This is a genomic window from Photobacterium sp. Hal280 (assembly GCF_037162255.1).
GTDB lineage: Bacteria > Pseudomonadota > Gammaproteobacteria > Enterobacterales > Vibrionaceae > Photobacterium.
On sequence record NZ_JARLUO010000005.1, the window covers coordinates 615,831 to 641,043 of the forward strand.

A 25,213-nucleotide genomic window follows, 5' to 3' on the forward strand; every position below is an offset into this window, starting at 1 on the left:
ATGGGCTTTTTTGTGTAAAAAAGCTTTATAAACACTAATTACAAGTAAGATTACTCAAGGAGCAATCGAATGCTAATTTTGACTCGTCGTGTAGGTGAGACGCTAATGATCGGTGACGAAGTAACCGTGACCGTACTTGGCGTAAAGGGAAATCAGGTTCGCATCGGTGTTAATGCGCCGAAAGAAGTGTCTGTTCACCGTGAAGAGATCTACATGCGTATACAGGCAGAAAAAGATACCGGAACACAAGGTTCGGGTAACTACTAATTCCTGTTTGATAAAGAGGTCGGCTTATGAGCTGGCCTTTTTTGTTTCTGCACGCTGACAATCCGCCAGGTCAGTGAAAATTAGGGTGAAGTCAGCACTCAGGAAGCTTTTGATAGCGGTTTGGTGATTAAGTGTTCAGCCAGCAATGGAAAGGGGCTTTTTCTCAATAAAGTGTTTGACTTATTTTTGCCTGACAGTAATATGAGCGACCGCAAGACGGTGAGGTGGCCGAGAGGCTGAAGGCGCTCCCCTGCTAAGGGAGTATACGGTTTATCCCGTATCGAGGGTTCGAATCCCTCCTTCACCGCCATTCCTTTCAAGAGTTTGAAAGTCGTGGTATTTGCAATCTGCGCGTCCGTAGCTCAGCTGGATAGAGTACCTGGCTACGAACCAGGCGGTCGGAGGTTCGAATCCTCCCGGACGCGCCATATTTTAGAAGCAGGACTCAAGAGTTCTGCTGAATAACTGTTTCTGCGCGCTCGTAGCTCAGCTGGATAGAGTACCTGGCTACGAACCAGGCGGTCGGAGGTTCGAATCCTCCCGAGCGCGCCATTATACAGTGTGGTGAGGTGGCCGAGAGGCTGAAGGCGCTCCCCTGCTAAGGGAGTATACGGTTTATCCCGTATCGAGGGTTCGAATCCCTCCTTCACCGCCATTCTTTCTTCAGTGGTATCACTGAGTGTAAGAAGTAAAGCCTGCGCGTCCGTAGCTCAGCTGGATAGAGTACCTGGCTACGAACCAGGCGGTCGGAGGTTCGAATCCTCCCGGACGCGCCATTTTTTAAATCGCAATGTCAGTGTCAGACATTGTGAAAACGCAAGTTTCTGCGCGCTCGTAGCTCAGCTGGATAGAGTACCTGGCTACGAACCAGGCGGTCGGAGGTTCGAATCCTCCCGAGCGCGCCATTATTTGTGTGGTGAGGTGGCCGAGAGGCTGAAGGCGCTCCCCTGCTAAGGGAGTATACGGTTTATCCCGTATCGAGGGTTCGAATCCCTCCTTCACCGCCATTCTTCCCAATAGCTAGAGTCCCTTTAGATATTGTGTAAGACCCTGCGCGTCCGTAGCTCAGCTGGATAGAGTACCTGGCTACGAACCAGGCGGTCGGAGGTTCGAATCCTCCCGGACGCGCCATATTTGATCAAGTATCAATGGACTGCTACTTCAAAAACTGATTCTGCGCGCTCGTAGCTCAGCTGGATAGAGTACCTGGCTACGAACCAGGCGGTCGGAGGTTCGAATCCTCCCGAGCGCGCCATCATCTCAAGTCGTGATTTTTCACGCAGAAAATTCTGCGCGTCCGTAGCTCAGCTGGATAGAGTACCTGGCTACGAACCAGGCGGTCGGAGGTTCGAATCCTCCCGGACGCGCCATTATTTTCAAGTTTCAATGGATTGTAACGGCTAAAACCAATTCTGCGCGCTCGTAGCTCAGCTGGATAGAGTACCTGGCTACGAACCAGGCGGTCGGAGGTTCGAATCCTCCCGAGCGCGCCATCATTTCAAGTCGTGATTTTTCACGCATCTGCTCTGCGCGTCCGTAGCTCAGCTGGATAGAGTACCTGGCTACGAACCAGGCGGTCGGAGGTTCGAATCCTCCCGGACGCGCCATCCTTACAAACCCAGCCCCGGCTGGGTTTTTTATTGCCTTCATTTTCTGTTTTCCTCATTCTCCGCTCAACACATCCTGCAACCTCTGGTATTTCTGTATGGAAAGGGGTAGTTTTGGCTTGCCTTACGATGATAGGGCTAAGGATTCCACCGGATTGAGAAGGAAAATAACCATGACAACTCAACAGCTTGCTATTACTGCCTTTGGCGATGTCCATTGTCTTCAGCTGCAATCGGCCGAGATTGCCGCGCCGGAAGGGCGACAGGTGCTGATCGATGTGGCTTACTCAGGCGTCAACCCTATTGATGCTAAAACCCGGGCCGGTTTGGGTTGGGCTGCGCAGCAAAACCGGGACAAGCTGCCTTGGGTGCCGGGTTATGATATTGCCGGTGTCATCGCCGCCGTTGGCGAGGACGTGACGGAATGGCGCGCAGGACAGAGCGTGTGCGGTTTTATCGGATTTCCTTTGCAAGGCGGTGGATACAGCGAGCAGGTTCTGGCAGAGGCAGACAGCCTGAGTCTGGTGCCGGATGACGTTCCCTTAGCAGAAGCTGCGGCGTTACCTCTGGCGGGGCAAACGGCCTGGCAAGCACTGGAAAAAGCCTCAGTGCAGGCCGGTGAGCGCGTATTGATCTTAGCCGGTGCTGGCGGTGTCGGTCATCTGGCGGTACAGCTGGCATGCCGCAAAGGAGCTGAGGTTGTGGCCAGTTGCTCGGCAGAAAATCTGGCGTTTGTCTCCTCACTGGGCGCACAAGCGGTGGATTATCAAAAAGGGGAGCTGGCAGCTCAGCTGCAGGCTGTTGATGTGCTGATCGATCTGGTTGGGGGCGAAATAGGCGTGGCGGCACTGTCTTGTGTCAAGCCGGGCGGTCGTGTGGTGACTGTCCCGACCATCACGGCAGAGAGTGTGACAGCGGCGGCAAAAGTCACGGGCTTGCATGCTCAGGGCATGCTGGTATCCCCGTCGGTGGCGCAAAATGATCAGATGCTGGCTATGATGGCAAAAGGGGAACTGACCGTGGTGATCACAGAGCAATTCCCGCTTGTGCAGGGCGCACAGGCACACCGTCAGATAGAAACCGGCCGTACCCGCGGCAAAATAGTTCTGGTCATGAAAGACTGACAATGGACTGGAGTTGGTCTGGCGAGGCCCTGTTGTGGGGGCTGTTTTTCACTGGCTTACTCAGCGCGACCTTGCTGCCGGGAGGCTCGGAAGCCGGCCTTCTGGCGGCACTCAGTGCTCAGTCACAGCCGGTATGGCTGCTGGTTAGCGTTGTCACAGCGGGCAATACTATCGGGGGCATGGTGAGTTTTTATCTGGGACGTTGCCTACCCGATAAAACTTCTGAAGAAAATCAGAGTCATACTAAAGCGGTTGCCTGGATAAAAAAATACGGTTACTGGAGCCTGTTGCTCAGTTGGGTGCCTGTTGTGGGCGATCCGCTTTGTCTGGCTGCAGGCTGGCTGCGGATGCAGGCAGGACTCTGTGCCTTGTTGATTCTCATCGGCAAAGCCGTGCGGTACGTCATACTGGTACTGCTGTTTTGATTTTTCATTTTGAAATTAATAGAAGGAAGGCGAACGTGCAAAAGCGGATTCTGAGCCTTGTGTTGCTGGTCCTGAGCGGATGCAGCAGTCAGACGCCCCCGATCAGGCACAATCATTGCCTGATGGTGTGCATTTTGTCGAACGTGTATCGGACACCAGCGCTGAAGTCGTGATTCCTTACAGCAAATATGTGCTGGATAATGGCCTGACGGTGATCCTGCACGAAGATAATTCAGATCCTATCGTGCATGTGGATGTGACTTATCATGTGGGTTCAGCCCGCGAGCAATTAGGTAAATCGGGTTTTGCCCACTTTTTCGAACACATGATGTTCCAGGGCTCCAAGCATGTCGGCGATCAGGAGCACTTTCGCCTGATCACGGAAGCCGGCGGGACAATGAATGGCACAACCAACCGTGACCGTACCAATTACTTTGAAACTGTGCCGTCCAATCAGCTGGAAAAAGTGCTCTGGCTGGAATCAGACCGGATGGGCTTCTTGCTGAGTGCGGTATCCCAGCACAAATTTGAGATTCAGCGTGCTACGGTGAAGAATGAGCGTGCGCAACGCTATGAAAACCGTCCTTACGGCATGGTGAATGAGCGTATAGGCGAGGCGCTGTTCCCGCGCACCCACCCTTATTCGTGGCAGCCTATTGGTTATGTCGATGATCTGGACCGGGTTGATGTGAATGATTTGAAAGCCTTCTTTCTGCGCTGGTACGGACCGAATAACGCCACGCTGACCATTGGTGGCGATATTGATCAAGCGGAAACACTGGCATGGGTACAGAAGTACTTCGGTGATATTCCGCGTGGGCCGAAAGTCGATAATCCAGCGAAAGCACCTGTGACGCTGGATGCTGATCGCTACCTGACCCTGGAAGACAACATCCAGCAGCCGATGCTGATGATGGCATGGCCGACCTCCTATAAAGGGGCGCCGGATGATGCGTCGCTGGATATGCTGGCGAAAGTTATCGGTGGCGGTCAGAACAGCATCTTGTACCAGGCCTTGGTAAAGACAGGGAAAGTGGTCGATGCCGGCGCTTATCATGATTGTGGTGAGCTGGCCTGTACTCTGTATGTCTATGCCATCGGTCAGAGTGGTGAGCAGGGACAACTGGATCGCATTTATGACCAAGTCAGCACAGTGCTTAGCAGCCTGGCTCAGCGCGGCGTCAACCAGCAAGAACTCGATGAAATGAAAGGCATGGCCGAAGCCTCTGCCATTTTTGGCCTGCAAAGTGTGCATGGCAAAGTGGCGCAACTGGCGGCTTACCAGACCTTTTACAGTGATCCAAACCGCTTGGGCACCGAGTTGACCAATTTGCGTAATGTAAAACCCGCTGATGTAGAGGCGGTCTATCGGCGCTATGTGGAGAACCAGCCCAAAGTAGTGCTCAGTACTGTGCCCAACGGGCGAACAGAGATGGCTGCAGCCAAAGCCAACTACCGTCCGGCCGATCGCCTTATTCCCGAGCACAAATCCGTTCAGGACAATGAGCTGAACCTGCGTGAGCCGCAACACGAAGGGTTTGACCGCTCAGTCATGCCACAGCCCTCAGAGCCGGTGACGGCTCAGGTGCCTGAGTTATACCGCTTCAAACTGGCAAACGGGATTGAAGTGCTGGGCACCCAGTACGATGAAACCCCGACCGTGGAATTGCAATTGGTGTTACCGGCGGGACGCCGCTATGAGCCTGTTGGCAAAGAGGGGCTGGCCGAGCTCACGGCTGCGATGCTGGCAGAAGACAGCCAGCGCCATTCATCGGAAGATCTGGTGTCCCGTCTTGATACGCTGGGCAGTACAGTGACCTTTTCATCGGGTATGTACGGGACTGTTGTTTCTGTCACGACCTTGAAGAAGCACCTCGATGAAACGCTGGCTATCATGCAGGAGCGTTTGTTTGAACCTGCCTTCAAGGAAGAGGATTTTACCCGGGTGAAACAGCAGGCGCTGGAAGGCCTGGTGTATGATCATCAGCGTCCGAGCTGGCTGGTCAGTCAGGCCACCCGTGAGGTGCTGTACGGCAATACAGTGTTTGGCCGCCCTTCGGACGGCACGCTGGCGTCAGTTCAGTCGATGACACTGGACGATGTCAAAGCTTTTTATCAGCGTTTTTATACCCCCAATGGTGCGCAACTGGCTGTCGTTGGTGAGGTACAGCCTGCAGAGCTGACATCACAGCTGTCATTTCTGTCAAGCTGGCAGGGGGCGCCGGCACCTACTTACGTCACCCCTGTGCTGCCCGCTCAGTCTAAGCCAGCAATCTGGCTGGTCGATAAGCCGGGGGCACCGCAAAGCACGGTGCGCTTAGTGCGGAATGGCCTGCCGTATGATGCCACGGGTGAACAGTTCGAGCTCCAGTTGGCGAACTTTAATCTGGCCGGCAATTTTAACAGCCGGATTAATCTCAATCTGCGTGAAGACAAGGCTTACACCTACGGCGCCGGTGGCTATCAGAGCGGCAATAAAGAAGCCGGGCTGTCTGTGTTCTATGCCGAAGTGCGCGCGGATGTGACCTTACCGGCGATCAAGGAAATGGTGAAAGAGCTGGCGAACTACAGCAGCAACGGCCTGACGGATGATGAACTGGCCTTTATGCGTCTGGCAGTCGGTCAGCAAGAGGCACTGAGCTATGAAACGCCGAGTGATAAAGCGGATTTACTGCGACAGATCATGACCTACCAGCTTGATGATGATTTTGTGTCGCAGCGGAATGCGATCACGGCTTCTATCAGTAAAAACAGGCTCAATGAGCTGGCGAAAAAATGGTTTAATCCCAAGGATTACCAGATTATTGTGGTGGGGGATGCGCAGTCATTATTGCCGCAATTAAAAACACTGAATATGCCTGTACGCCCTTTAAAACCCGTGCAATAAGATCAGCATAATGACCGGCTGATTAAGCTCGGATTCAGCTTAAGATCTCAGCCGATACCCAGTGTATCGGCTTTTTTTATGGCTGCCGTTACCTCTGGCAGGAAACCCTTTGCTAAATCAACAATAATCATGGTAATCAGCAAGAATTATGATTACCCTAGCTCCCCTGTGATAGTGATGATTGAGAACAGCCTGATGGATTTTTCACAAAGGTTAGAGAGGGTGTCGGCCAATCCGCAAGCGCTGACACAATTCGGTCGTGGCCTGGAAAGGGAAGCGTTACGAATAACCCCGCAAGGGAAGTTATCCACTCAACCGCACCCTGTCGGCCTGGGTTCGGCCCTGACCAATCAGTGGGTCACCACGGACTTTGCTGAGTCTCTGCTGGAATTTATTACCCCGGTATCAAGAGATGTCGATGAGCTGCTATCTCAATTATCCGATATCCATAAATTCAGCTACAGTCAGCTGGGCAGCGAAATGCTCTGGCCTATGTCGATGCCGTGCTATGTCGGTGATGAGTCGGATATCGAACTGGCGCAATATGGCAGCTCTAACATTGGCCGGATGAAAACCCTCTATCGTGAAGGGTTGAAGCGCCGCTACGGCAGCATCATGCAGATCATCTCAGGTGTGCATTTCAATTTTTCTTTTCCGGACAGTTTCTGGCAAGAGTTGTTTGGTGATCAGGACGAAGACGAGCGTCAGGCTTCAGTGTCTGAGTCGTATTTTGCCTTGATCCGAAACTACTACCGGTTTGGCTGGCTGATCCCTTATCTGTTCGGTGCTTCTCCGGCGCTGTGTGGCTCATTCCTGAAAAAAGACGGCGCTAAGCTCGATTTTCAAAAGACAGGCAAAGGCACCTATTTCCTGCCGAAGTCTACCGCCCTGCGCCTGAGCGATTTGGGGTATACCAATCATGCCCAGAGTGCACTAAAGATTGGTTTCAATCATCTGGCTCAGTATCTCGATGGTTTACAGAAAGCGATTCATACGCCGTCTGAAGAGTTTGCGGATATCGGGGTTAAAGTCGATGGTCAATTGCGCCAGCTCAATACCAATGTACTGCAGATTGAAAATGAGCTTTATGCGCCGATTCGTCCCAAGCGAGTGACCAAGAGCGGCGAGAAACCGTCTGAAGCCCTGGAGCGGGGCGGGGTGGAATACATTGAAGTGCGCTCATTGGATGTTAACCCGTTCAGCCCGATAGGCATTACCTCTGAACAGGTCCGCTTTTTGGATCTCTTCCTGACCTGGGCGGTCTTGTCACCGTCTGATGATATGGATGATGCCGAACTGGCTTGCTGGCGTGATAACTGGAAGAAAGTGGTGCTGCAGGGGCGGGATCCTGAGCTGCAACTGCAAATCGGTTGCCGTGGCGAGCGCCTGCCACTGCGTGACTGGGCTTTACGTGTTTTTTCTGAACTGGAACAGGTCGCTGTGGCCATGGATCAGGCAAACGGCGGCAACCAGTACCAGCAAACGCTGGCAACTCTGACCGGGTGGGTCAAGGATCCTGAACTGACCTTGTCCGCACAAGTCTTGCGCCAGATTGAAGCCAACGAAGGCATTGGTAAGTTTGGTCTGGAATTAGCGGCGAAACATGCCGAGTGGTTGAACAAGCAAAATTACAGCCGGTATTCTCAGTCTGATTTTGAGTCGGAAGCGGCAGCCTCTGTGATGAAGCAGCAGCAAATCGAGCAGGCTGATGAGGTTTCTTTTGAAGCGTTTCTGGCTGATTACTTTGCGGATCTGCAACAAAATCCGTTTAAGACAGCGTAACAGAACAGCAAAAAAACGGGCAGCGACCTTGCTGCCCAATAAAATTACAATTTCGCAGGGATGACGACAGTTTGCACTGCCAGTCATAATATCAGACCTGCCGTTTTCACTTTGGTTCCAATTCAGGGAGTGAAAAATGCTTTTGGCAACAACGAAAAGGTTGGCACTGATATTGTTGGCTTCAATAACAACCGGTTGCGCAACACCTCCGCCGAAAAATCAATCAAACGTATGCGACATTTTCCGTGAAAACCCCGACTGGTATCAGGATGCAGTCGACATGGAAAAGCGCTGGGGAACCCCGATTCAGGTCGCGATGGCCTTTGTGCGCCAGGAAAGTGCTTTCCGTCACGATGCCCGTCCTCCCCGCCCCTATGTGTGGGGCTTTATCCCCTGGTTTCGCAGCAGCAGCGCCTATGGCTATGCGCAGGCACAAGATCCTGCCTGGGAAGATTACCAGCGTGCGACTGGCAGCTGGAGTTCACGGACCAGCTTTGACGATGCGCTGATGTTTATCGGCTGGTATACCGATGAAACACAGCGACAGCTGGGCATATCCAAGTGGGATGCTTACAACCAGTATTTGGCCTATCATGAAGGGCGAGGTGGCTATCGCCGCGGAACTTATCGTCAGAAGCCAACTCTGCTGCAAGTGTCCCGTAAAGTGGATCAGCAGGCGAAATCTTATGGCTGGCAATTGAAGCAATGCCGGCAGGAATTGGAAGATAACCGCAGCTGGTGGCCGTTCTGAGCGGAAGGGACTGCCAGGCTACGACACGACAGGCAAAGGAGAAGGACACCATGCCATTATTAGATAGTTTTACCGTCGACCACACCAAGATGCATGCACCGGCTGTGCGTGTTGCCAAAACGATGCAGACCCCCAAGGGCGATACGATTACCGTGTTCGATCTGCGTTTTTGTCGCCCCAATCAGGAAATCCTCTCCGAGCGCGGTATTCACACCCTGGAGCATTTGTTTGCCGGTTTCATGCGATCCCACCTGAATTCAGGAGATGTGGAAATCATCGACCTGTCCCCTATGGGGTGTCGTACCGGTTTTTACATGAGTCTGATTGGTGAACCGAGCGAGCAGCAAGTGGCAGACAGCTGGCGTGCCGCGATGGAAGATGTGCTCAAAGTGGCTTCTCAGGCGCAAATTCCTGAACTGAACGAATACCAGTGTGGGACTTACAGCATGCATTCACTCGACGAAGCCAAACAGATCGCGCAGGATATTTTGGATCGCGGCATTGATGTGAATAAAAACGATGAGCTGGCGCTGCCAGACAGTATGTTGCAGGAATTGAAAGTAAAGTAAGGCTTGACTGACGTTGCATCGAGAGAAAAAAACCACCGCTTGTAGCGGTGGTTTTTTGTCATCTCTAAATCACCGCCAGTGGCGGAGCTGATTTAGGACCCAGGGTTAACCGGTTTTTTGCAGCTGGGCCGGCAGGATTTTAACCAGCTTGATCATGTTATCGGAGATTTCAACGATCTCCATCTGATAGCCGGCCACCGAGACACTGAGGATACTGTCCGGAATGTCTTCCAGATGCTCCAGAATCAAACCATTCAGGGTTCGCGGACCGTCTGTCGGCAAATCCCAGTTCAGGCTCTTGTTCAGCTCCCGGATATTGGCGGTGCCTTCTATCAGCAAACTGCCGTCACTTTGCGGGGTGATCTCTTCGGCTAAGGTCGGAGAGATGGAGGTGGTGAACTCACCGACAATCTCTTCCAGAATGTCTTCCAGGGTGATCAGACCCTGAATATCGCCGTACTCATCAACAATCAGGCCGATGCGTTCTTTGCGGCGCTGGAACTTCAACAGCTGGATATTCAGCGGCGTGCCTTCCGGGATGAAATACACTTTGTCGGCGGCACGCAGCAGATTTTCTTTGCTGAAATCGTTTTTATCCATCATCAGGCGGTAAGCTTCTCTGACGCGCAGCATACCAACGACTTCATCGATGTTGTCCCGGTACAGGACGATACGGCCGTGAGCGGCATGGCTGAGCTGGCGGACAATGGACTTCCAGTCGTCATTGATATTGATGCCGACAATTTCATTACGCGGCACCATCAAATCTTCCACGGTGACGTTTTCCAGATCCAGAATCGATAACAGCATGTCCTGGTGGCGACGCGGGATCAGGCTGCCCGCTTCATTGACCACAGTACGCAATTCTTCCGAACTCAGGGTGGCATCGTTCATGTTATCAATACGCATGCCGAGCAACCGCAGGAAACTGTTGGTGATGCCGTTGACAAACCAGACCAGCGGATACAGGAGTTTCATCAGTATCCGTAACAGGATGCTGCTGGAATAGGCCACTTTTTCAGGGTACAGCGCGGCCAGGGTTTTCGGCGTGACTTCAGCAAACACCAGGACGGCCATAGTCAGCGCGCCGGTGGCGATAGCCACACCCAGATCGCCATACAGGCGCATACCTAAAATCGTTGCGATGGCAGAAGCAAGGATGTTCACCAGGTTGTTGCCGATCAGAATCAGGCCGATCAGGCGATCAGGCCGGTCGAGTAGTTTTTCAACCCGCTTAGCCCCACGGTGGCCCTGGCTGGCCAGGTGGCGCAGTTTGTAGCGGTTTATCGACATCATGCCGGTTTCAGAGCCGGAGAAGTATCCGGAGATCAGGAGTAGTAATACCAGAAGGGAGAATAAAGCTCCCGTGGATATATCGTCCAAAAAGTCAGTTCCTTGTATCGCTGTGGATGTGTACTCTGTACTGAATATGAGTAAAGGTGTCAAGACTGGGTCGTGAAGACGCTGACGGCCCGGTCAGGATGAATCATGCTTAAGCATGGATAGTGTTTATTCAATTGTCATTAGCTGCCAATGATGATTTCTTTGACAAAACGGCTGCCGAAGTAGGCCAGGGTCAGCAGAAACGCGCCAATCAGGCTGAACCAGACGACTTTTTTACCCCGCCAGCCCATCCGGTAATGGCCCCAGAGCAGCACACTGTAGACCCCCAGGCCAGAATAGAGAGTACCGCTTTGTGTGTTTTGCCCTGAGCAAACATATCCTGCAGAAAAATAAAGCCAGTGATGAGCGTGACCGTCAGCAGTATGTGACCGACCAGAATGATTTTAAACAACTGTCGCTCAACCAGCATTAAGGGCGGCAGATTCGGATTAAAAGCCAGCTTTTTGTGTTTGAGCTTATAGTCCAGCCACGCGAGCTGAATCGCGTACAGTGTAGCGATCATCAGGGTCGAGTAGGCAAATAGCGCCAGAGAAATATGTAACAGGATTTGAGGATGCGCCTCCAGGTGCGTAATAAAACCACCGGGGAGCACAGCCGCCGCGGCAAGATTAATTGCGGCAAAGCTATATATGACAGGCAGCAGAAACCATATCCGCATTTTGACCATGGCCAGGGTGGTGATGACGGCGATAATCAGACTGATGAGCGAGGCGACATTTAAGATACTCAGGTTCTGGCCGACCCCCCAGAATCAGATCTTTCAGAAACACCACATGCAAGATGATCGCCACTGTGGCACTGATCAGCACTGGCCGGGCTTTTATACCATTATTATGGCTGAGCCCAGGCACGATAAATGCCAGCGCAAGCAGATAGAAACCAGCAGCAGTAAAGGCAATCAATATGTCCATAACACCTGTAAAGATCGTGAACTCGAACTGGTGAGTATACCTTGTGAACGGATAGCACGACAATGATACAAAGGGCACAATCGTGTGGGACAGAGCGCACTTTGCGGTCTGTTTCAGCGATTTCAGCAGGAATCTCTGTTGGCGTTGCGCGGCAGAAATGACAAGAATTCTGTCACAGGCTGCACGTATGGCATGAAACCGGGTCACTGATTGCGGTATACTGGCACGAAATGAGTGCGTAACGAGCGAGTCACACATGTTTGACAATTTAACCGAGCGTTTGTCGTCAACGCTGAAAAATATCAGCGGCCGTGGCCGTCTGACTGAAGACAATATTAAAGATACCCTGCGTGAAGTGCGCATGGCATTGCTTGAGGCGGATGTCGCGCTGCCGGTTGTCCGTGATTTCGTCAAGCGGGTGAAAGAACGCGCTGTCGGAACTGAAGTCTCTAAGAGCCTGACGCCAGGCCAGGAATTTATCAAAATCGTTCAGGCGGAATTAGAAGCCGTCATGGGCGACACCAACGAAGCGTTGGACTTAGCCAGTCAGCCACCTGCAGTCATCCTGATGGCGGGTTTGCAGGGTGCCGGTAAAACCACCAGTGTGGGTAAGCTGGGTAAACTGCTCAAAGAGCGTAATAAAAAGAAGGTACTGGTTGTTTCCGCCGACGTATACCGTCCTGCGGCGATTAAGCAGCTGGAGACTCTGGCTTCTGATATCGGGATTGATTTCTTTCCGTCCAGCCCGGATCAAAAACCGGTGGCGATTGCCCAGGCGGCTATCGAGCACGGCAAGCGCAAATTTTATGATGTAGTGATTGTCGATACCGCAGGCCGTCTGCACGTCGATGAAGCCATGATGGACGAAATCAAGGCCGTTCATAAAATCGCGAATCCGGTAGAAACCCTGTTTGTGGTCGATGCCATGACGGGCCAGGATGCGGCCAATACCGCCAAAGCCTTTAACGAGGCGTTACCGCTGACCGGTGTGATTCTGACCAAGGTCGACGGTGATGCCCGTGGTGGTGCTGCGCTGTCGGTGCGTCATATTACTGGTAAGCCTATCAAGTTCCTGGGTGTCGGTGAGAAGACTGATGCGCTGGAGCCTTTCCACCCTGATCGTGTGGCGTCCCGTATTCTGGGGATGGGCGATGTCCTGTCGCTGATTGAAGATCTGGAACGTAACGTTGATAAGGAAAAAGCCGAGCAGCTCGCGAAGAAATTCAAAGAGAAGAAAGGCTTTGATTTAGAAGACTTCCGTGGACAGCTTCAGCAGATGAAGAACATGGGCGGTATGATGGGCATGATGGATAAGCTGCCCGGCATGTCCCAGCTGCCCGGCAATATCAAAGACCAGGTCGATGATAAAATCTTTGTCCAGATGGAAGCGATTATTAACTCCATGACCTCGAAAGAGCGTGAGCGCCCGGAGTTGATTAAAGGCTCGCGCAAGAAACGTATTGCTGCCGGTTCCGGGACTCAGGTTCAGGACGTCAACCGTTTGCTCAAGCAATTTACCCAAATGCAGAAGATGATGAAGAAAATGCAGAAGGGCGGTATGAAGAACATGATGCGCAATATGAAAGGCATGATGCCGGGTGGCGGCATGTTCCCTGGGCGCTAATTGCTTCAATTGCTTGTTTTTTGGTCTCGGCTGGTGATTTTACTGGTGAAAAAGTAGCTAAAGCAGTTGCATTCGCGGGTTGAAAGAGTAAAATTCCGAGGCTTTATTTGGCACGGGCCCCGTTTTTTATGGCGGGGCCACTTTTATTTACAGTAATGCAAAGAGGACGATATGGTAACCATTCGTTTGGCACGTCACGGCGCGAAAAAGCGTCCATTTTATCACATCGTTGTTGCTGACAGCCGCGCTGCGCGCGACGGTCGTAACATCGAGCGTGTAGGTTTCTTTAACCCACTAGCTACTGGTCAGGAAGAGCGTCTGCGTCTGGACCTGGACCGTGTAAATCACTGGGTTGGTCAAGGTGCAACTGTATCTGACCGCGCAGCTAAACTGATCAAAGACGCTGCTAAAGCAGCTGCTTAAGATTGGTTAATGGGTAGCAGAGAAGCGATGAGTTCACACAACCAAGACCAAGTTGTTGTCGGTAAAATCGGTGCCACTTACGGTATCAAGGGGTGGCTCAAAGTTTTTTCCTACACAGAACAAGCCGAGAGCATTTTCGCTTATCAGCCATGGCTGATTAAGATGAAAGGTGAATGGCAGACCTTCCATGTGGAAGCATGGAAACGTCATGGTCAGGGGTTAGTTGCCAAGTTGCAGGGTCTGGATATCCGAGAGGATGCTCAGGTCATGACCAACGCGGAGATCAACGTACCTGCTGAACAATTACCGGCGCTGTCAGATGAAGAATTCTACTGGCGCGAACTGATGGGCATGGCTGTTGTGACAACCCAAGGTTACGACCTGGGTAAAGTAACGGACATCCTGGAAACCGGTTCTAATGACGTCTTAGTGGTTAAAGCCAACCTGAAAGATGCTTTTGGACAGAAGGAACGCTTAATTCCGTTCCTCGATGAGCAGGTCATCAAGTCGATTGATCGCACTGCTCAACGGATCGAAGTTGACTGGGATCCTGGATTTTAACCCATCAGTAAGAGCGTAAAGAACCATGCGGGTAGGAATAATTAGCCTATTCCCTGAAATGTTCCGGGCTATTACTGAGTTTGGGGTAACAGGTCAGGCGGTAAAAAAAGGCCTAGTGACTGTAGAGACGTGGAATCCCCGCGACTTTACTCACGATAAGCACCGTACGGTCGATGACCGACCTTATGGTGGCGGACCCGGTATGTTGATGATGGTGCAGCCTTTGCGCGATGCCATTCATGCTGCCAAAGCGTCTGCCGAGGGCCAGGCGAAAGTGATTTACCTCTCTCCTCAGGGCCGTAAGCTCGATCAGACGGGTGTTGAGGAACTGGCGCAGAACGAGAATCTGATTCTGATCTGTGGCCGGTATGAAGGGGTCGATGAGCGCATTATCCAACAAGAGGTAGACGAAGAATGGTCTATCGGGGATTTTGTGCTGACGGGTGGTGAGCTGCCGGCCATGACCTTAGTCGATGCAGTCGTGCGGTTTGTACCGGGCGTACTGGGCGACTTTGCGTCAGCAGAAGAAGATTCTTTTGCCAATGGCTTGCTGGATTGCCCGCATTACACGCGTCCTGAAGTGTTAGATGGACAAGCCGTACCTCCGGTACTCTTGTCGGGTAACCATAAGGACATTCGCCGCTGGCGATTGAAACAATCGCTGGGCCGTACCTGGCTGAGAAGACCAGAGCTCCTGGAAAACCTAGCTCTGACTGACGATCAGGAGAGCTTGCTAGCGGAGTTTATCCGTGAACATCGGCAAGCCATGAGTTAATTTAGTATCAGTTTATTCTAGGGTATATACCAATGAGTAATATCATCAAAGCTCTTGAGCAAGAGCAAATGAAAAATGACCTGCCTGAATTCGCACCAGGTGACACTGTTGTTGTTCAGGTTAAGGTAAAAGAGGGTGACCGTGAGCGTCTGCAGGCGTTCGAAGGTGTTGTTATCGCCAAGCGTAACCGTGGTCTGCACTCAGCTTTCACTGTTCGTAAGATTTCTAACGGTGAAGGTGTTGAGCGTGCATTCCAGGCTCACTCTCCAATCGTAGACAGCATTACTGTTAAGCGTCGCGGTGCAGTACGTCGTGCCAAGTTGTACTACCTGCGTGAGCGTTCAGGTAAAGCGGCTCGTATCAAAGAGAAGCTGACCAGAAAATAAGAACGCGACACGAAAGACGCGTATTGAGAGGCCCGCCAATTTGGCGGGCCTTTTTTTATGTCATGTTGATACGCATTGAAAGTCATTTTATGGTCACACTTTCTCTGAGGGGGAGAGAACCACTGCGCTGAGCTTTCAGATGCTGTTTGCGGCGTCTTCATCCTTAAAGTTCTTAAAGTCATTGCCTTTTCTGTCTCCGGTCTATTCTTTAGAAGATGCCCGATTTCGGCCGTTTCAGGTAAGGTGGAGGCTTTGATGAGTGAGTTTATTTTTCATGCCATCGATTTTCTCAGCAGTTTGCTTTTGCTGGCCATTGGCTGCATAGGCTTGGTGGTTATTTATTTGTATTTCGCAGATATTCATCAGCATCAACACGCCATACGTCGTAATTACCCGGTGATAGGCCGGTTTCGCTATTTCTTCGAACGGCAGGGCAAGTTTTTCCGTCAATACTTTTTTGCGATGGATCGAGAGGAAATGCCATTCAACCGCGCGGAGCGGAGCTGGGTGTATCAGGCTGCGAAGAATCAGGATCGCACCGCTGCGTTTGGTTCGACACAGAGTCTGGATCCGACGGGAACGATTCTATTCATGAACTGTGCCTTTCCGACACTGGACGAGGATGCCCTTGAACCTGAGCCCATCTTGATTGGTCAATACAGCCGGTATCCTTATTCCGCGAAAGCAGTCTTTCATATTTCCGGGATGAGTTACGGCTCTCTGTCCCAGCGGGCGGTTCAGGCGCTTTCCCGGGGAGCGAAGCTTGCCGGCTGCTGGATTAATACCGGTGAAGGCGGGCTGAGCCCTTATCACCTTGAAGGCGGTGCAGACATTGTTTTTCAGATCGGCACGGCAAAATATGGTGTCCGTGATGAACAAGGGCGGCTTTGCGATGAAAAGCTGCTGGCAGTGGCATCCCACGATCAGGTCAAAATGTTTGAAATCAAATTATCCCAGGGTGCCAAACCCGGGAAAGGCGGTATTTTACCCGGATGTAAGGTCACCGCTGAGATAGCCGGCATCCGCGGGATCCCCGAGGGACTTGACTCTATAAGTCCGAATCGCCATCCGGAAATCAAATCAGCGGCAGATTTACTGGAGATGGTGAATCATATCAGAGCGGTGACGGGAAAACCGACTGGGTTTAAAGCCGTGATTGGTGAAACAGACTGGCTGGAGGAACTGGTCGGTGAGATACATCAACGCGGAGAAGAGAGCGCACCTGATTTTATAACGGTTGATGGTGCAGATGGGGGCACAGGGGCAGCGCCTCCCCCTTGATGGATTCGGTGGGACTGCCGTTGAAGGAAAGCTTGCCCAAGCTGGTGAATCTGCTGGAAAGGCATGGTCTCAGGGAGAGAATTCGAATCATAGCCTCGGGCAAATTGATCGTGCCATCAAGAGTCGCCTGGGCGATAGCGCTTGGTGCAGATTTTGTTGTCTCTGCCCGAGGGCATATGTTCGCACTTGGGTGCATTCAGGCGATGCAATGTAATAAGAATACTTGCCCGACCGGTGTAACGACGCATCACCCGAAATTAATCCAGGGGCTGGATGTTACCGATAAAACGCAACGGGTAGCAAATTACAACCGCTATATTCACTACGGGATTGGTCTGATTGCACATTCTTGCGGGGTGAAAAATATCCGCAGTCTGAATCGCGGGCACGTGCGGGTGGTTCAGGAAGACGGACTGTCTCAAACTCTGGATGACATGTATGCTCACTATAAGTGAGCTGAAGCCGGAAAGGTTTTCTGAAGCAGAGAAGTCGGGCACTGGACACAACAGCCGCTCTGTGAGCGGCTGTTGTTATGAGAGATTGAGCGGGGAATTAAGCCGTTTCCAGCTTACCTTTGCTTTCATTCTCTTCTTCATCCAGGTCGATTTCGCCCTTACCTTTTGATTTCACAATGACATAGACAGTGATGCCAAGTGTTGCAATCAGGCCGATAACCGTCGAGATCATCATAGGCAGACCGAAGCCCAGTGTGCTGTTGTTCAGAATAAAGGTGATCACAACTGTAGTCATGAAAATCGCCGGTACTGTGGTGACCCAATGCAGCTTGTTGTGGCGCAGCAGGTAAGCGGACGCTGTCCACAGCATCATGACAGCCGTGGTCTGGTTCGCAAATCCGAAGTAACGCCAGATAATCCCGAAGTCGACCTGAGTCAGGATGCCACCGATCACAAACAGAGGCACGGCCATCAGCAGGCGGTTACGCAGACTCTTTTGCTCCATGTTGAAGTATTCAGCCAGAATCAGGCGGCTTGAACGGAACGCTGTATCACCGGAGGTGATGGGCAGAATCACAACACCCAGGAAGGCCACCACGCCGCCGACAACGCCCAGCAAACCAAAGGATGCACTGTAAACCACGTTGCCCGGGCCACCGTTGGCCACTGCATCTGACAGGTTCTCTACAGAGCCGAAGAAAGACAGCGCCAGCGCACACCAGATCAGGGCAATCACGCCTTCACCTATCATGGCACCGTAGAAAACGAAGCGACCGTTTTTCTCATTTTCCATGCAACGTGCCATCAGTGGCGACTGGGTTGCGTGGAAGCCTGAAATAGCACCGCAGGCAATGGTGATAAACAGGGCTGGCCACAATGGCAGGTCATTCGGGTTCATGTTGGTGAACATCTGGCTGACTTCATAGTCGCCCAGCAAGGTGTATTCGCTGGAAACGGCAATAGCAGTGATCAGGCCGACCGACATGAAGATCAGCAGGAAGCCGAACAGCGGGTAGAAGCGGCCGATGATCTTATCAACCGGTACTATGGTGGCGATGATGTAGTAAGCAAAGATGATAGCGACCATGGATCCCATCGAGACCGTCATGTCGGTTTGCTCGTTGACCAGGTTGGTGATCATGCCGGCCGGTGCAGAAACAAAGACCACGCCAACCAGCAGCAGCAGCACAATGGCAAAGATATTCATAAAGTGCTTGGCGCCATTGCCCAGGTAACGACCGGACAGCGTCGGAACCGAGGCGCCGCCATTGCGCACCGACAGCATGCCTGAGAAATAGTCATGCACGGCACCGGCAAAGATACAGCCCAGCACAATCCACAGCATGGCTGCCGGACCGTACAGTGCGCCCATGATTGGACCAAAAATCGGGCCAACACCGGCAATGTTCAGCAGCTGTACCAGGTACACTTTTTTCTTGGACATAGGCACATAGTCAACGCCGTCCTGCATGGTGTAGGCGGGTGTCTGGCGCTTTTCGTTAATGCCGAAAAGTTTTTCAATAAAGGTACCGTAAATAAAGTAACCGCCAATCAAAGCAGCCACGCAAATCAGAAACCAGGCCATATCTGTGCCTCTCTCAGTGTAGGTAGGTTGTAGGGTTATTGAATCTTTTATCAAGGCTTGCATCTTAACCGGTTGCGGCAAAGACTCACGGCCTAAAAGACTGAGTGGCGGTATGACGTTATTGAGCGGTCGATAAAGAGGTTGAGCGGCGGCAGCTGGGACTGAGCGGTTGTCTGTAACCCTGAATGGTCAGGCGTTTCAGATGGCGGGGTTGAGTCGATAAAGCGAGGAGCAGGCAGAGCGGAGTGTACCTGTCCCTTGATGATACATCAGCTCAGCCCGTAGCGATCTTTGATTTCTTTCAGGTAACGCCGGCTGACCGGGACCTGCTGGCCATGCTGGGTTGTGATTTCTGCCAGTCCGTTCTCGAGCAGTTTGATCTCCCGAATCGCCTGCGGGTGGACCAGATACTGGCGGTGGCAGCGGATGAGCGGGGTTTTTTCTTCCAGCACTTTGAGGGTCAGTTGTGTGGTTGCCTTGGTGTCTTTGGTCACTATGTGCACCCCCGATAAATCAGAATGCGCCAGTTCGATATCAGCCGGGCTGAGCAGCAAGATGCGGTGATGGCCACTGCACGGAATCAGCTCGAGCATTTCGCTGATCAAAGGCGTGTAATCAGGCTGGCGCAGTTCGCGCTTCAGCTTGGCCAGGGTCTTTTCGAGCCTTGCCGGTTCTACCGGCTTGAGCAGATAGTCAAAGGCATTATCTTCAAACGCTTTGATGGCGTAGTCGTCGTAGGCTGTGACAAACACGATTTTGGGCATGGTGTCGGGATCCAGCATGCTCAGCAGTTCGATCCCCGTGATTTGCGGCATCTGTATATCCAGAAATACCACTTCGGGCTTGAGCAGATGAATCATCTTCAAACCTTCGATGGCGTTGGCACCGCTGCCAATGATTTCAACGTCGCCGCTGTCATGCAGCAGCTCCATCAGTTCCTCGCGGGCATAGGGTTCATCGTCGATGACAAGCGCTTTGATCATGCTTCTCCGTGCTCCTTTGGCAGACTTATGGTGGCCAGCGTCCATTGATTGGCTTCCCAGCTCATTTGCAGACCGTATGCTTTGCCATACCGGTTTTTCAATCGTTTATCGACAATTTTCATGCCCAGACCGCTCTCTTCACCCACCGGCTGATATAAGCCAGCATTATCGCGCACTTCCAGCACAATCCGCTCATCATTCTGGTACGCGTTAATGGTCAGTTTACCGCTGGCCAGCAAGTTTGACGTACCATGCTTGATGGCATTTTCCACTAATGGCTGCAAGGTAAAGGTCGGAATCGTGATCTTCAATAAGGCATCATCGATGTTGACTTCAACCTGCAGCCGATCGGCAAACCGGGCACGTTCAATTTCCAGATAGGCATGCACATGCTGCAATTCTTCTTCCAGAGTGACAGTTTCTATATTCTGCTTCAGATTGCGACGGAAAAACTGTGACAAATGCTGAATCAGCTGCCTGGCTTTATCCGGATCTCGGCGGATCACCGCGTTGATGGTATTGAGCGCATTGAACAGAAAGTGCGGATTCACCTGTGCCTGCAGCAGGCGCAGTTCTGCCTGAGTCAGCAGGGTTTGCTGGCGGTTATAGCGACCGGTCAGGATCTGGTTCGACAAGAGTTTGGCGATCCCTTCTCCCAGTGTCAGGTTGATGGTGGAAAACAGCTTATGCTTGGGTTCATAGAGTTTAATGGTCCCGATCACCTCATGGTTGCCGCCAATCAGCGGAATGACCAGCGCAGAGCCTAATTTGCATTTGTCGTAGAGTGAACAGCAGTAGGGCACTTCATACCCGTCGGCGTAGACCAGTTCGCAGTGCTCAATGGCCTGCTTGGTATGTTTGGATGAAATCGGGGTGCCCGGCAGATGATGATCATCACCAATCCCAATGAACGCAAGGATCTTGTCTCTGTCAGTGATAGAGACCGCGCCAACCCCGGTTTCTTCATACACAATACGGGCGATCTGTTTAGAGTTTTCCTGGTTAAACCCCTGGCTGAGTATGCCCACAGATCGCTGGGCAATTTTCAGTGCCCGGCTGGAAAAGGCGGCCGAGTATTTCTCATAAATGGTTTTTTTATCGCGGATAATGCTCATGAACAGGGCGGCGCCCACTGAGTTGGCGATGACCATAGGCAAGGCAATGGCGCTGACCAGGCTGTAGGCTTTATCAAAAGGCTCGGCCACTGCCAGAATGATCAGCATCTGCAGGATCTCCGCCACCAGGGTAATGGCGAATACGGTCAGCGGCCGGAAAATGGCATCAAAGTTACTGCGGCGGACAAAATAGCTGTGCATGATACCGCCGATCAGCCCTTCAACCGTGGTGGAGATAGCACAGGCGACGTCAGTAAACCCGCCCATGCTGTAGCGGTGCATACCGCCGGTCAGACCCACGGCAAAGCCGACCACCGGGCCACCCAGCAACCCTCCCATGACAGCGCCGATGGCCCGGGTATTGGCGATGGCATCTTCGATGTGCAGACCAAAATATGTGCCTAAAATACAGAAAAGAGAAAACAGCACATAGCAGGCAAAGCGTTGTGATAAACGGCCAGATACCGTGGTAATCGGCATAAACAGCGGTGTCTTGCTTAACAGGTAAGCCAAAACCAGGTAAACACTGAGCTGTTGCAGCAGGGAGAGGATGAGTTCCATGGCGGTATCGGAATAAGCTAAATGGATGTTTATGGTAGCTGTCTTTGTATGAAAGGCAATAACATACATGTGTGTAAATTTTTATTTACGAATGGTATTTTTTCTTTACATGCTATTGCCCCGTGAAATACCAGTTGTTATTGTCTGTTTATTGACAGGGGAAATCCTGTTGTAACTAAAAATTTACACCCAGGTATAGCAGAATCAGGATGGCCCTATGCAGAAAGATGTATTGAATAATGTCCATATTCAGGATGAACAAGTCCTGATTACGCCGCAACAGTTAAAAGATAAATTACCTGTCAGTGAATCAGCGCTGTCTTTCATCGAACAATCGCGCAAAACCGTTGCCGACATTATCCACAAACGGGATCACCGTTTACTGGTGGTCTGCGGCCCTTGTTCTATTCATGATGTCGAAGCGGCCAAAGATTATGCCCGTCGATTTAAAGAACTGGCAGCTGAACTGGACGATCAGCTGTACCTGGTCATGCGAGTGTACTTTGAAAAACCACGGACGACTGTCGGTTGGAAGGGCCTGATCAACGACCCGCATCTGGATGGTTCTTTCGAGATTGAAGAAGGGCTGCATATTGCACGCCAACTGCTGATTGATCTGGTGGAAATGGGCATCCCGCTGGCCACAGAAGCGCTGGATCCGATCAGCCCGCAGTACATCGGCGATTTGTTCAGCTGGGCTGCGATTGGTGCGCGTACCACGGAGTCACAGACCCACCGTGAAATGGCCAGCGGTCTTTCGATGCCGGTGGGGTTCAAAAATGGCACCGATGGCAGCCTGGGAACCGCGATCAATGCCATGCAGGCGGCCGCTTCCGGTCACCGTTTCATGGGGATAAACCGCGAAGGCCAGGTGGCTTTGCTGAATACTCAGGGCAACCCGGATGGCCATGTTATTCTTCGTGGTGGCAAACAAACCAACTATGATTCAGTGTCGGTTTCTGAATGCGAAACTGAGATGAAGTCGGCGGGTCTTAATCCAGCCTTAATGGTAGACTGTTCCCATGCCAACTCTCGCAAGGATTACCGCCGTCAGCCGCTGGTGGCCGAAGATGTGATTCATCAGATCCGGGAAGGGAATCATTCCGTCATTGGCCTGATGCTGGAAAGCCATCTCAATGGCGGCAATCAGAGTGCCGATCTGGATCGCAGCGAAATGGCGTACGGTGTGTCGATTACAGACGCCTGTATTAACTGGGAAGATACCGAAAGCCTGCTGCGTCGCGCTCGTCAGGAATTAACCCCTTTCCTACAACAACGTATTAAATAATGGAATAAGAGACGAATGGTTGCGGAACTGAGCACATTACGAGATCAAATTGATGAAGTCGATAAGCAGATGGTCGCGCTGTTGGCGCGCCGCCTGGCTTTGGTCGAAGAAGTCGGCCATGTAAAAAGCCAGCACGGTCTGCCGATTTATGCCCCGGATCGTGAAGCCGCCATGCTCGCCTCTCGGCGACAGGAAGCCGCTGATCAGGGCGTGCCGCCCGATCTGATCGAAGATATTCTGCGCCGCACCATGCGTGAATCTTATGCCAGTGAAAATGATTCAGGTTTTAAATGCCTGAAGCCGGAATTGCGCCCGATCGTTGTCGTTGGGGGACATGGTCAGCTGGGCCGCCTGTTCTGTCGTCTGTTTGAGTTATCGGGTTATCAGGTACGTATCCTGGGGAGTCAGGACTGGGACAAAGCGGATGAATTGCTCAAAGATGCCGGCATGGTTGTGGTAACTGTGCCGATTCATCTGACTGAGCAAGTGATCCGCCGTCTGCCTGAGCTACCGGATGATTGCATTCTGGCGGATCTGACCTCAATTAAGAGCGGGCCGGTGCAGGCAATGCTGGAAGCGCACCAGGGACCTGTGGTGGGGCTGCATCCGATGTTCGGACCGGACATCAGCAGCCTGGCTAAACAAGTGGTGGTTTACTGTGACGGGCGTAACCCGGAAAGCTACCAGTGGTTGCTGGAGCAGATCCAGATCTGGGGTGCGAGCCTGAACCGGATCAGTGCCATTGAGCATGATCAGGGGATGACCCTGATTCAGGCACTGCGGCATTTCACGTCATTTGTGTATGGTGTTCATCTGGCCGAAGAAGATCCGCGTTTAGATCAGCTGTTGTCTCTCAGCTCACCAATCTACCGTCTGGAATTGGCGATGGTCGGACGGCTGTTTGCTCAGGACGGGCAGCTCTATGCCGATATCATCATGTCTTCGCCGCAAAACCTGGCCATGATTAAGCGTTTTCACCAGCGCTTTGGTGACGCCATCGCCATTCTGGAAAACAAAGATAAAGCGGCGTTCAAGCAGGCATTTGATCAGGTGGAAAGCTGGTTTGGTGATTACGCCGGACGCTTTTTGAAAGAAAGCCAGTCATTATTACGACAGGCAAACGATGCGACCCACAGAGGCTGATCGGATTCGTTGCTGTCGCTCTATGTGTTTCTGTTTACCTAAAAAGAAGGCCAGCGTTTGCTGGCCTTACTCTGTTTATTCTTCCAGATAATCGACTTCGGTCGGTTTGACGTTTTCGCTGGGATAACAGCCTAACACCTTAATAAATCGTGTCAGTCGGGTCAGCTCTTCCAGTGCCTGCTGCATGGCCTCGGATTTCAAATTGGTTTCAACATCCACATAGAACATTTCTTCCCATGGATTGCCGATCACCGGCCGTGATTCCAGCTTGGCCATATTGATGTTGAGGTTGCGCAGCACCAGCAGACATTCAACCAGCGAACCGGGTTTCTGTCCGGTCGACATGATGAGTGTGGTCTTGGCCGGGATCAGCGGCGTGACATCGACTGCTTTTCGGGCAACCACAATAAAGCGGGTAAAGTTTTCCTGCTGGTTGGCAATACCGGTTTTCAGCGGGGTTAAACCATACAGCTCACCGCTGGACGCATTGCCAATCGCGGCAACGTTCGGCTGCTTGAGCTCAGCGACCTGCTGCATGGCATCCGCAGTGCTGGAAGTATATTCCTGCTTAATGTCCCCCATGGTGCGAAGGTACTCACTGCATTGCTGGTGGGGTTGCGGATGGGAATACAGGGTATCAATTTGATCCAGCGAGGTCGGCACGGCTGTCAGCAGACAGTGTTCAATCGGCTGGGTAATTTCGCCCACAATCGACAAACTGGTGTGCTGCAGCAAATCGTAAACTTCGTTAATGGAACCGGAACTGGTGTTTTCAATCGGCAGGACGCCGTAGTCAGCCTGACCGGTTTCTACCACATTCACCACATCACGGAAATTGGAACAGCTCATCTCAACCAGTTTGGTTTGCTTTCGGCTGAAGTACTGACGGCTGGCCAGGTTGGAATAGGATCCCTTGGCGCCCAGAAAAGACACGCGAACCACAGGCTGAAGGCTGTCAGGGTTGGTCAGCTTTTGCAGATAAGCCTGCTGGAAAAGCACAGAGTCTTCAATAATGGTATGAAAGATCTGAGTAACATAGTTGGCATCCAGCTGATGTTGCTTACCTGCATCAATCAGCCTCAGTAACAGCGCTTGCTCTCTTTCCTGATCCCGGACAGGTTTGGTGGTTTTGATTTTGCTTTTGGCGACTTCCAGGCTCAGCTGACGCCGTTCTGCCAGTAGCGCCAGAATTTCATTGTCTATCCGAGTGACATGGGTTCGGATCTCGTCCAGTGAGTGATAGCTTTTGGTCATTCTGGTTCCCTGTCTGTGCGTATTTTATAGTTATGCTTACAAAAAAGCCCCC

The 25,213-nt window shown here is 52.0% G+C and carries 19 protein-coding genes, 12 tRNA genes, 3 pseudogenes and 1 other annotated feature (1 of these 35 running past the window's edge); of the genes and pseudogenes, 28 read left to right on the forward strand and 6 right to left on the reverse strand.

All coding sequences use genetic code 11. From position 1 onward, the window contains the following. The first annotated feature begins 69 nt into the window (after positions 1-69). From csrA to luxS, 19 genes and pseudogenes are all read left to right on the forward strand, one after another. Complete coding sequence (gene csrA / locus P4S53_RS12075) at positions 70-267, forward strand: carbon storage regulator CsrA (protein ID WP_027253546.1); 198 nt, start codon at positions 70-72, stop codon at positions 265-267. Positions 268-485: 218 nt separating this feature from the next. After that, a tRNA-Ser gene (locus P4S53_RS12080) sits at positions 486-577 on the forward strand. 41 nt (positions 578-618) lie between these two features. After that, positions 619-695, forward strand: a tRNA-Arg gene (locus tag P4S53_RS12085). Positions 696-742: 47 nt separating this feature from the next. Then, positions 743-819 (forward strand) — tRNA-Arg (locus P4S53_RS12090). Positions 820-830: 11 nt separating this feature from the next. Then, positions 831-922: transfer RNA gene (locus tag P4S53_RS12095), tRNA-Ser, on the forward strand. Positions 923-966: 44 nt separating this feature from the next. After that, positions 967-1,043: transfer RNA gene (locus P4S53_RS12100), tRNA-Arg, on the forward strand. 52 nt (positions 1,044-1,095) lie between these two features. Beyond that, positions 1,096-1,172, forward strand: a tRNA-Arg gene (locus P4S53_RS12105). Between the two features lie 10 nt (positions 1,173-1,182). Further along, a tRNA-Ser gene (locus P4S53_RS12110) sits at positions 1,183-1,274 on the forward strand. A 47-nt stretch (positions 1,275-1,321) separates the two neighbouring features. After that, positions 1,322-1,398: transfer RNA gene (locus tag P4S53_RS12115), tRNA-Arg, on the forward strand. A 47-nt stretch (positions 1,399-1,445) separates the two neighbouring features. Beyond that, positions 1,446-1,522, forward strand: a tRNA-Arg gene (locus P4S53_RS12120). Between the two features lie 38 nt (positions 1,523-1,560). After that, positions 1,561-1,637: transfer RNA gene (locus P4S53_RS12125), tRNA-Arg, on the forward strand. A gap of 46 nt (positions 1,638-1,683) precedes the next feature. Further along, positions 1,684-1,760, forward strand: a tRNA-Arg gene (locus P4S53_RS12130). A gap of 37 nt (positions 1,761-1,797) precedes the next feature. Then, positions 1,798-1,874 (forward strand) — tRNA-Arg (locus P4S53_RS12135). Positions 1,875-2,047: 173 nt separating this feature from the next. Next, entirely contained in the window at positions 2,048-2,998 is a 951-nt protein-coding gene (locus P4S53_RS12140; protein WP_337112875.1) for an NADP-dependent oxidoreductase, read from the forward strand. A 2-nt stretch (positions 2,999-3,000) separates the two neighbouring features. Next, complete coding sequence (locus P4S53_RS12145; RefSeq protein WP_337112876.1) at positions 3,001-3,423, forward strand: YqaA family protein; 423 nt, start codon at positions 3,001-3,003, stop codon at positions 3,421-3,423. A gap of 35 nt (positions 3,424-3,458) precedes the next feature. Next, positions 3,459-6,310: pseudogene (locus P4S53_RS12150) on the forward strand (M16 family metallopeptidase). A gap of 192 nt (positions 6,311-6,502) precedes the next feature. After that, entirely contained in the window at positions 6,503-8,092 is a 1,590-nt protein-coding gene (gene gshA / locus P4S53_RS12155) for a glutamate--cysteine ligase (protein ID WP_337114472.1), read from the forward strand. A 136-nt stretch (positions 8,093-8,228) separates the two neighbouring features. Continuing rightward, the gene (locus tag P4S53_RS12160) at positions 8,229-8,843 is read left to right on the forward strand and encodes a transglycosylase SLT domain-containing protein (RefSeq protein WP_337112877.1); all 615 of its coding nucleotides are present in this window, start codon (positions 8,229-8,231) and stop codon (positions 8,841-8,843) included. 50 nt (positions 8,844-8,893) lie between these two features. After that, positions 8,894-9,412 (forward strand): S-ribosylhomocysteine lyase, encoded by a 519-nt coding sequence (luxS, locus tag P4S53_RS12165; protein ID WP_337112878.1) that lies wholly within the window; start codon positions 8,894-8,896, stop codon positions 9,410-9,412. A gap of 105 nt (positions 9,413-9,517) precedes the next feature. Here luxS and P4S53_RS12170 read toward each other — a convergent pair whose 3' ends face one another. After that, the gene (locus P4S53_RS12170; RefSeq protein ID WP_120513261.1) at positions 9,518-10,795 is read right to left on the reverse strand and encodes an HlyC/CorC family transporter; all 1,278 of its coding nucleotides are present in this window, start codon (positions 10,793-10,795) and stop codon (positions 9,518-9,520) included. Between the two features lie 140 nt (positions 10,796-10,935). Further along, positions 10,936-11,667: pseudogene (locus P4S53_RS12175) on the reverse strand (cytochrome C assembly family protein). Here P4S53_RS12175 and P4S53_RS12180 point away from each other — a divergent pair. From P4S53_RS12180 to P4S53_RS12210, 7 genes and pseudogenes are all read left to right on the forward strand, one after another. After that, positions 11,590-11,793 carry a hypothetical protein gene (locus P4S53_RS12180; RefSeq protein WP_337114560.1) on the forward strand — a complete coding sequence of 68 codons (204 nt, stop codon included), beginning with the start codon at positions 11,590-11,592 and terminating at the stop codon, positions 11,791-11,793. The pseudogene P4S53_RS12175 and the gene P4S53_RS12180 sit on opposite strands and share 78 nt — an antisense overlap. Positions 11,794-11,983: 190 nt before the next feature. After that, entirely contained in the window at positions 11,984-13,351 is a 1,368-nt protein-coding gene (gene ffh, locus P4S53_RS12185) for a signal recognition particle protein (protein WP_027253537.1), read from the forward strand. 171 nt (positions 13,352-13,522) lie between these two features. Continuing rightward, on the forward strand, positions 13,523-13,774 hold the full coding sequence (gene rpsP / locus P4S53_RS12190) for a 30S ribosomal protein S16 (protein ID WP_027253536.1): 252 nt from the start codon (positions 13,523-13,525) through the stop codon (positions 13,772-13,774). A 27-nt stretch (positions 13,775-13,801) separates the two neighbouring features. Further along, positions 13,802-14,335: a ribosome maturation factor RimM gene (gene rimM / locus P4S53_RS12195; protein ID WP_027253535.1), complete on the forward strand. Its 534-nt coding sequence runs from the start codon at positions 13,802-13,804 to the stop codon at positions 14,333-14,335. 25 nt (positions 14,336-14,360) lie between these two features. Then, a complete protein-coding gene (gene trmD, locus P4S53_RS12200; RefSeq protein ID WP_337112879.1) occupies positions 14,361-15,110 on the forward strand; it encodes a tRNA (guanosine(37)-N1)-methyltransferase TrmD in 750 nt (249 codons plus the stop codon). A 32-nt stretch (positions 15,111-15,142) separates the two neighbouring features. Further along, on the forward strand, positions 15,143-15,496 hold the full coding sequence (gene rplS, locus P4S53_RS12205; RefSeq protein WP_120513257.1) for a 50S ribosomal protein L19: 354 nt from the start codon (positions 15,143-15,145) through the stop codon (positions 15,494-15,496). Between the two features lie 705 nt (positions 15,497-16,201). After that, positions 16,202-17,232, forward strand: a pseudogene (locus P4S53_RS12210) (glutamate synthase-related protein). 97 nt (positions 17,233-17,329) lie between these two features. On the opposite strand, the gene P4S53_RS12215 reads toward P4S53_RS12210, so the two are convergent. The 3 genes from P4S53_RS12215 to P4S53_RS12225 all read right to left on the reverse strand — a co-directional run bounded on the left by P4S53_RS12215 (position 17,330) and on the right by P4S53_RS12225 (position 21,476). Next, entirely contained in the window at positions 17,330-18,817 is a 1,488-nt protein-coding gene (locus P4S53_RS12215; RefSeq protein WP_027253531.1) for a carbon starvation CstA family protein, read from the reverse strand. A gap of 269 nt (positions 18,818-19,086) precedes the next feature. Next, positions 19,087-19,800, reverse strand: coding sequence for a two-component system response regulator BtsR (gene btsR / locus P4S53_RS12220; RefSeq protein WP_337112880.1), 714 nt, complete (start codon positions 19,798-19,800; stop codon positions 19,087-19,089). Beyond that, entirely contained in the window at positions 19,797-21,476 is a 1,680-nt protein-coding gene (locus P4S53_RS12225) for a sensor histidine kinase (protein ID WP_337112881.1), read from the reverse strand. Before P4S53_RS12225 ends, btsR begins: the two co-directional genes overlap by 4 nt. A 217-nt stretch (positions 21,477-21,693) precedes the next feature. On the opposite strand from P4S53_RS12225, the gene P4S53_RS12230 reads away from it, so the two are divergent. Next, positions 21,694-22,764: a 3-deoxy-7-phosphoheptulonate synthase gene (locus P4S53_RS12230; RefSeq protein ID WP_337112882.1), complete on the forward strand. Its 1,071-nt coding sequence runs from the start codon at positions 21,694-21,696 to the stop codon at positions 22,762-22,764. A gap of 15 nt (positions 22,765-22,779) precedes the next feature. Beyond that, the gene (gene tyrA / locus P4S53_RS12235) at positions 22,780-23,907 is read left to right on the forward strand and encodes a bifunctional chorismate mutase/prephenate dehydrogenase (protein ID WP_337112883.1); all 1,128 of its coding nucleotides are present in this window, start codon (positions 22,780-22,782) and stop codon (positions 23,905-23,907) included. 75 nt (positions 23,908-23,982) lie between these two features. Here the strand turns inward: tyrA and pheA are convergent, their stop codons facing one another. Beyond that, positions 23,983-25,161: a prephenate dehydratase gene (pheA, locus tag P4S53_RS12240; RefSeq protein ID WP_337112884.1), complete on the reverse strand. Its 1,179-nt coding sequence runs from the start codon at positions 25,159-25,161 to the stop codon at positions 23,983-23,985. A gap of 38 nt (positions 25,162-25,199) precedes the next feature. Beyond that, positions 25,200-25,213, reverse strand: a sequence feature (Phe leader region) (it continues 107 nt past the right edge of the window).

Bases quoted from the DNA above. Each gene is read 5' to 3' on its own strand.
- P4S53_RS12230 (WP_337112882.1), top strand. From the start codon at position 21,694: ATGCAGAAAGATGTATTGAATAATGTCCATATTCAGGATGAACAAGTC.
- csrA (WP_027253546.1), top strand. From the start codon at position 70: ATGCTAATTTTGACTCGTCGTGTAGGTGAGACGCTAATGATCGGTGAC.
- pheA (WP_337112884.1), bottom strand. From the start codon at position 25,161: ATGACCAAAAGCTATCACTCACTGGACGAGATCCGAACCCATGTCACT.
- ffh (WP_027253537.1), top strand. From the start codon at position 11,984: ATGTTTGACAATTTAACCGAGCGTTTGTCGTCAACGCTGAAAAATATC.
- rimM (WP_027253535.1), top strand. From the start codon at position 13,802: ATGAGTTCACACAACCAAGACCAAGTTGTTGTCGGTAAAATCGGTGCC.
- P4S53_RS12225 (WP_337112881.1), bottom strand. From the start codon at position 21,476: ATGGAACTCATCCTCTCCCTGCTGCAACAGCTCAGTGTTTACCTGGTT.
- rpsP (WP_027253536.1), top strand. From the start codon at position 13,523: ATGGTAACCATTCGTTTGGCACGTCACGGCGCGAAAAAGCGTCCATTT.
- luxS (WP_337112878.1), top strand. From the start codon at position 8,894: ATGCCATTATTAGATAGTTTTACCGTCGACCACACCAAGATGCATGCA.
- P4S53_RS12145 (WP_337112876.1), top strand. From the start codon at position 3,001: ATGGACTGGAGTTGGTCTGGCGAGGCCCTGTTGTGGGGGCTGTTTTTC.
- P4S53_RS12140 (WP_337112875.1), top strand. From the start codon at position 2,048: ATGACAACTCAACAGCTTGCTATTACTGCCTTTGGCGATGTCCATTGT.
- P4S53_RS12160 (WP_337112877.1), top strand. From the start codon at position 8,229: ATGCTTTTGGCAACAACGAAAAGGTTGGCACTGATATTGTTGGCTTCA.
- P4S53_RS12215 (WP_027253531.1), bottom strand. From the start codon at position 18,817: ATGGCCTGGTTTCTGATTTGCGTGGCTGCTTTGATTGGCGGTTACTTT.
- P4S53_RS12180 (WP_337114560.1), top strand. From the start codon at position 11,590: ATGCAAGATGATCGCCACTGTGGCACTGATCAGCACTGGCCGGGCTTT.
- rplS (WP_120513257.1), top strand. From the start codon at position 15,143: ATGAGTAATATCATCAAAGCTCTTGAGCAAGAGCAAATGAAAAATGAC.
- trmD (WP_337112879.1), top strand. From the start codon at position 14,361: ATGCGGGTAGGAATAATTAGCCTATTCCCTGAAATGTTCCGGGCTATT.
- btsR (WP_337112880.1), bottom strand. From the start codon at position 19,800: ATGATCAAAGCGCTTGTCATCGACGATGAACCCTATGCCCGCGAGGAA.
- tyrA (WP_337112883.1), top strand. From the start codon at position 22,780: ATGGTTGCGGAACTGAGCACATTACGAGATCAAATTGATGAAGTCGAT.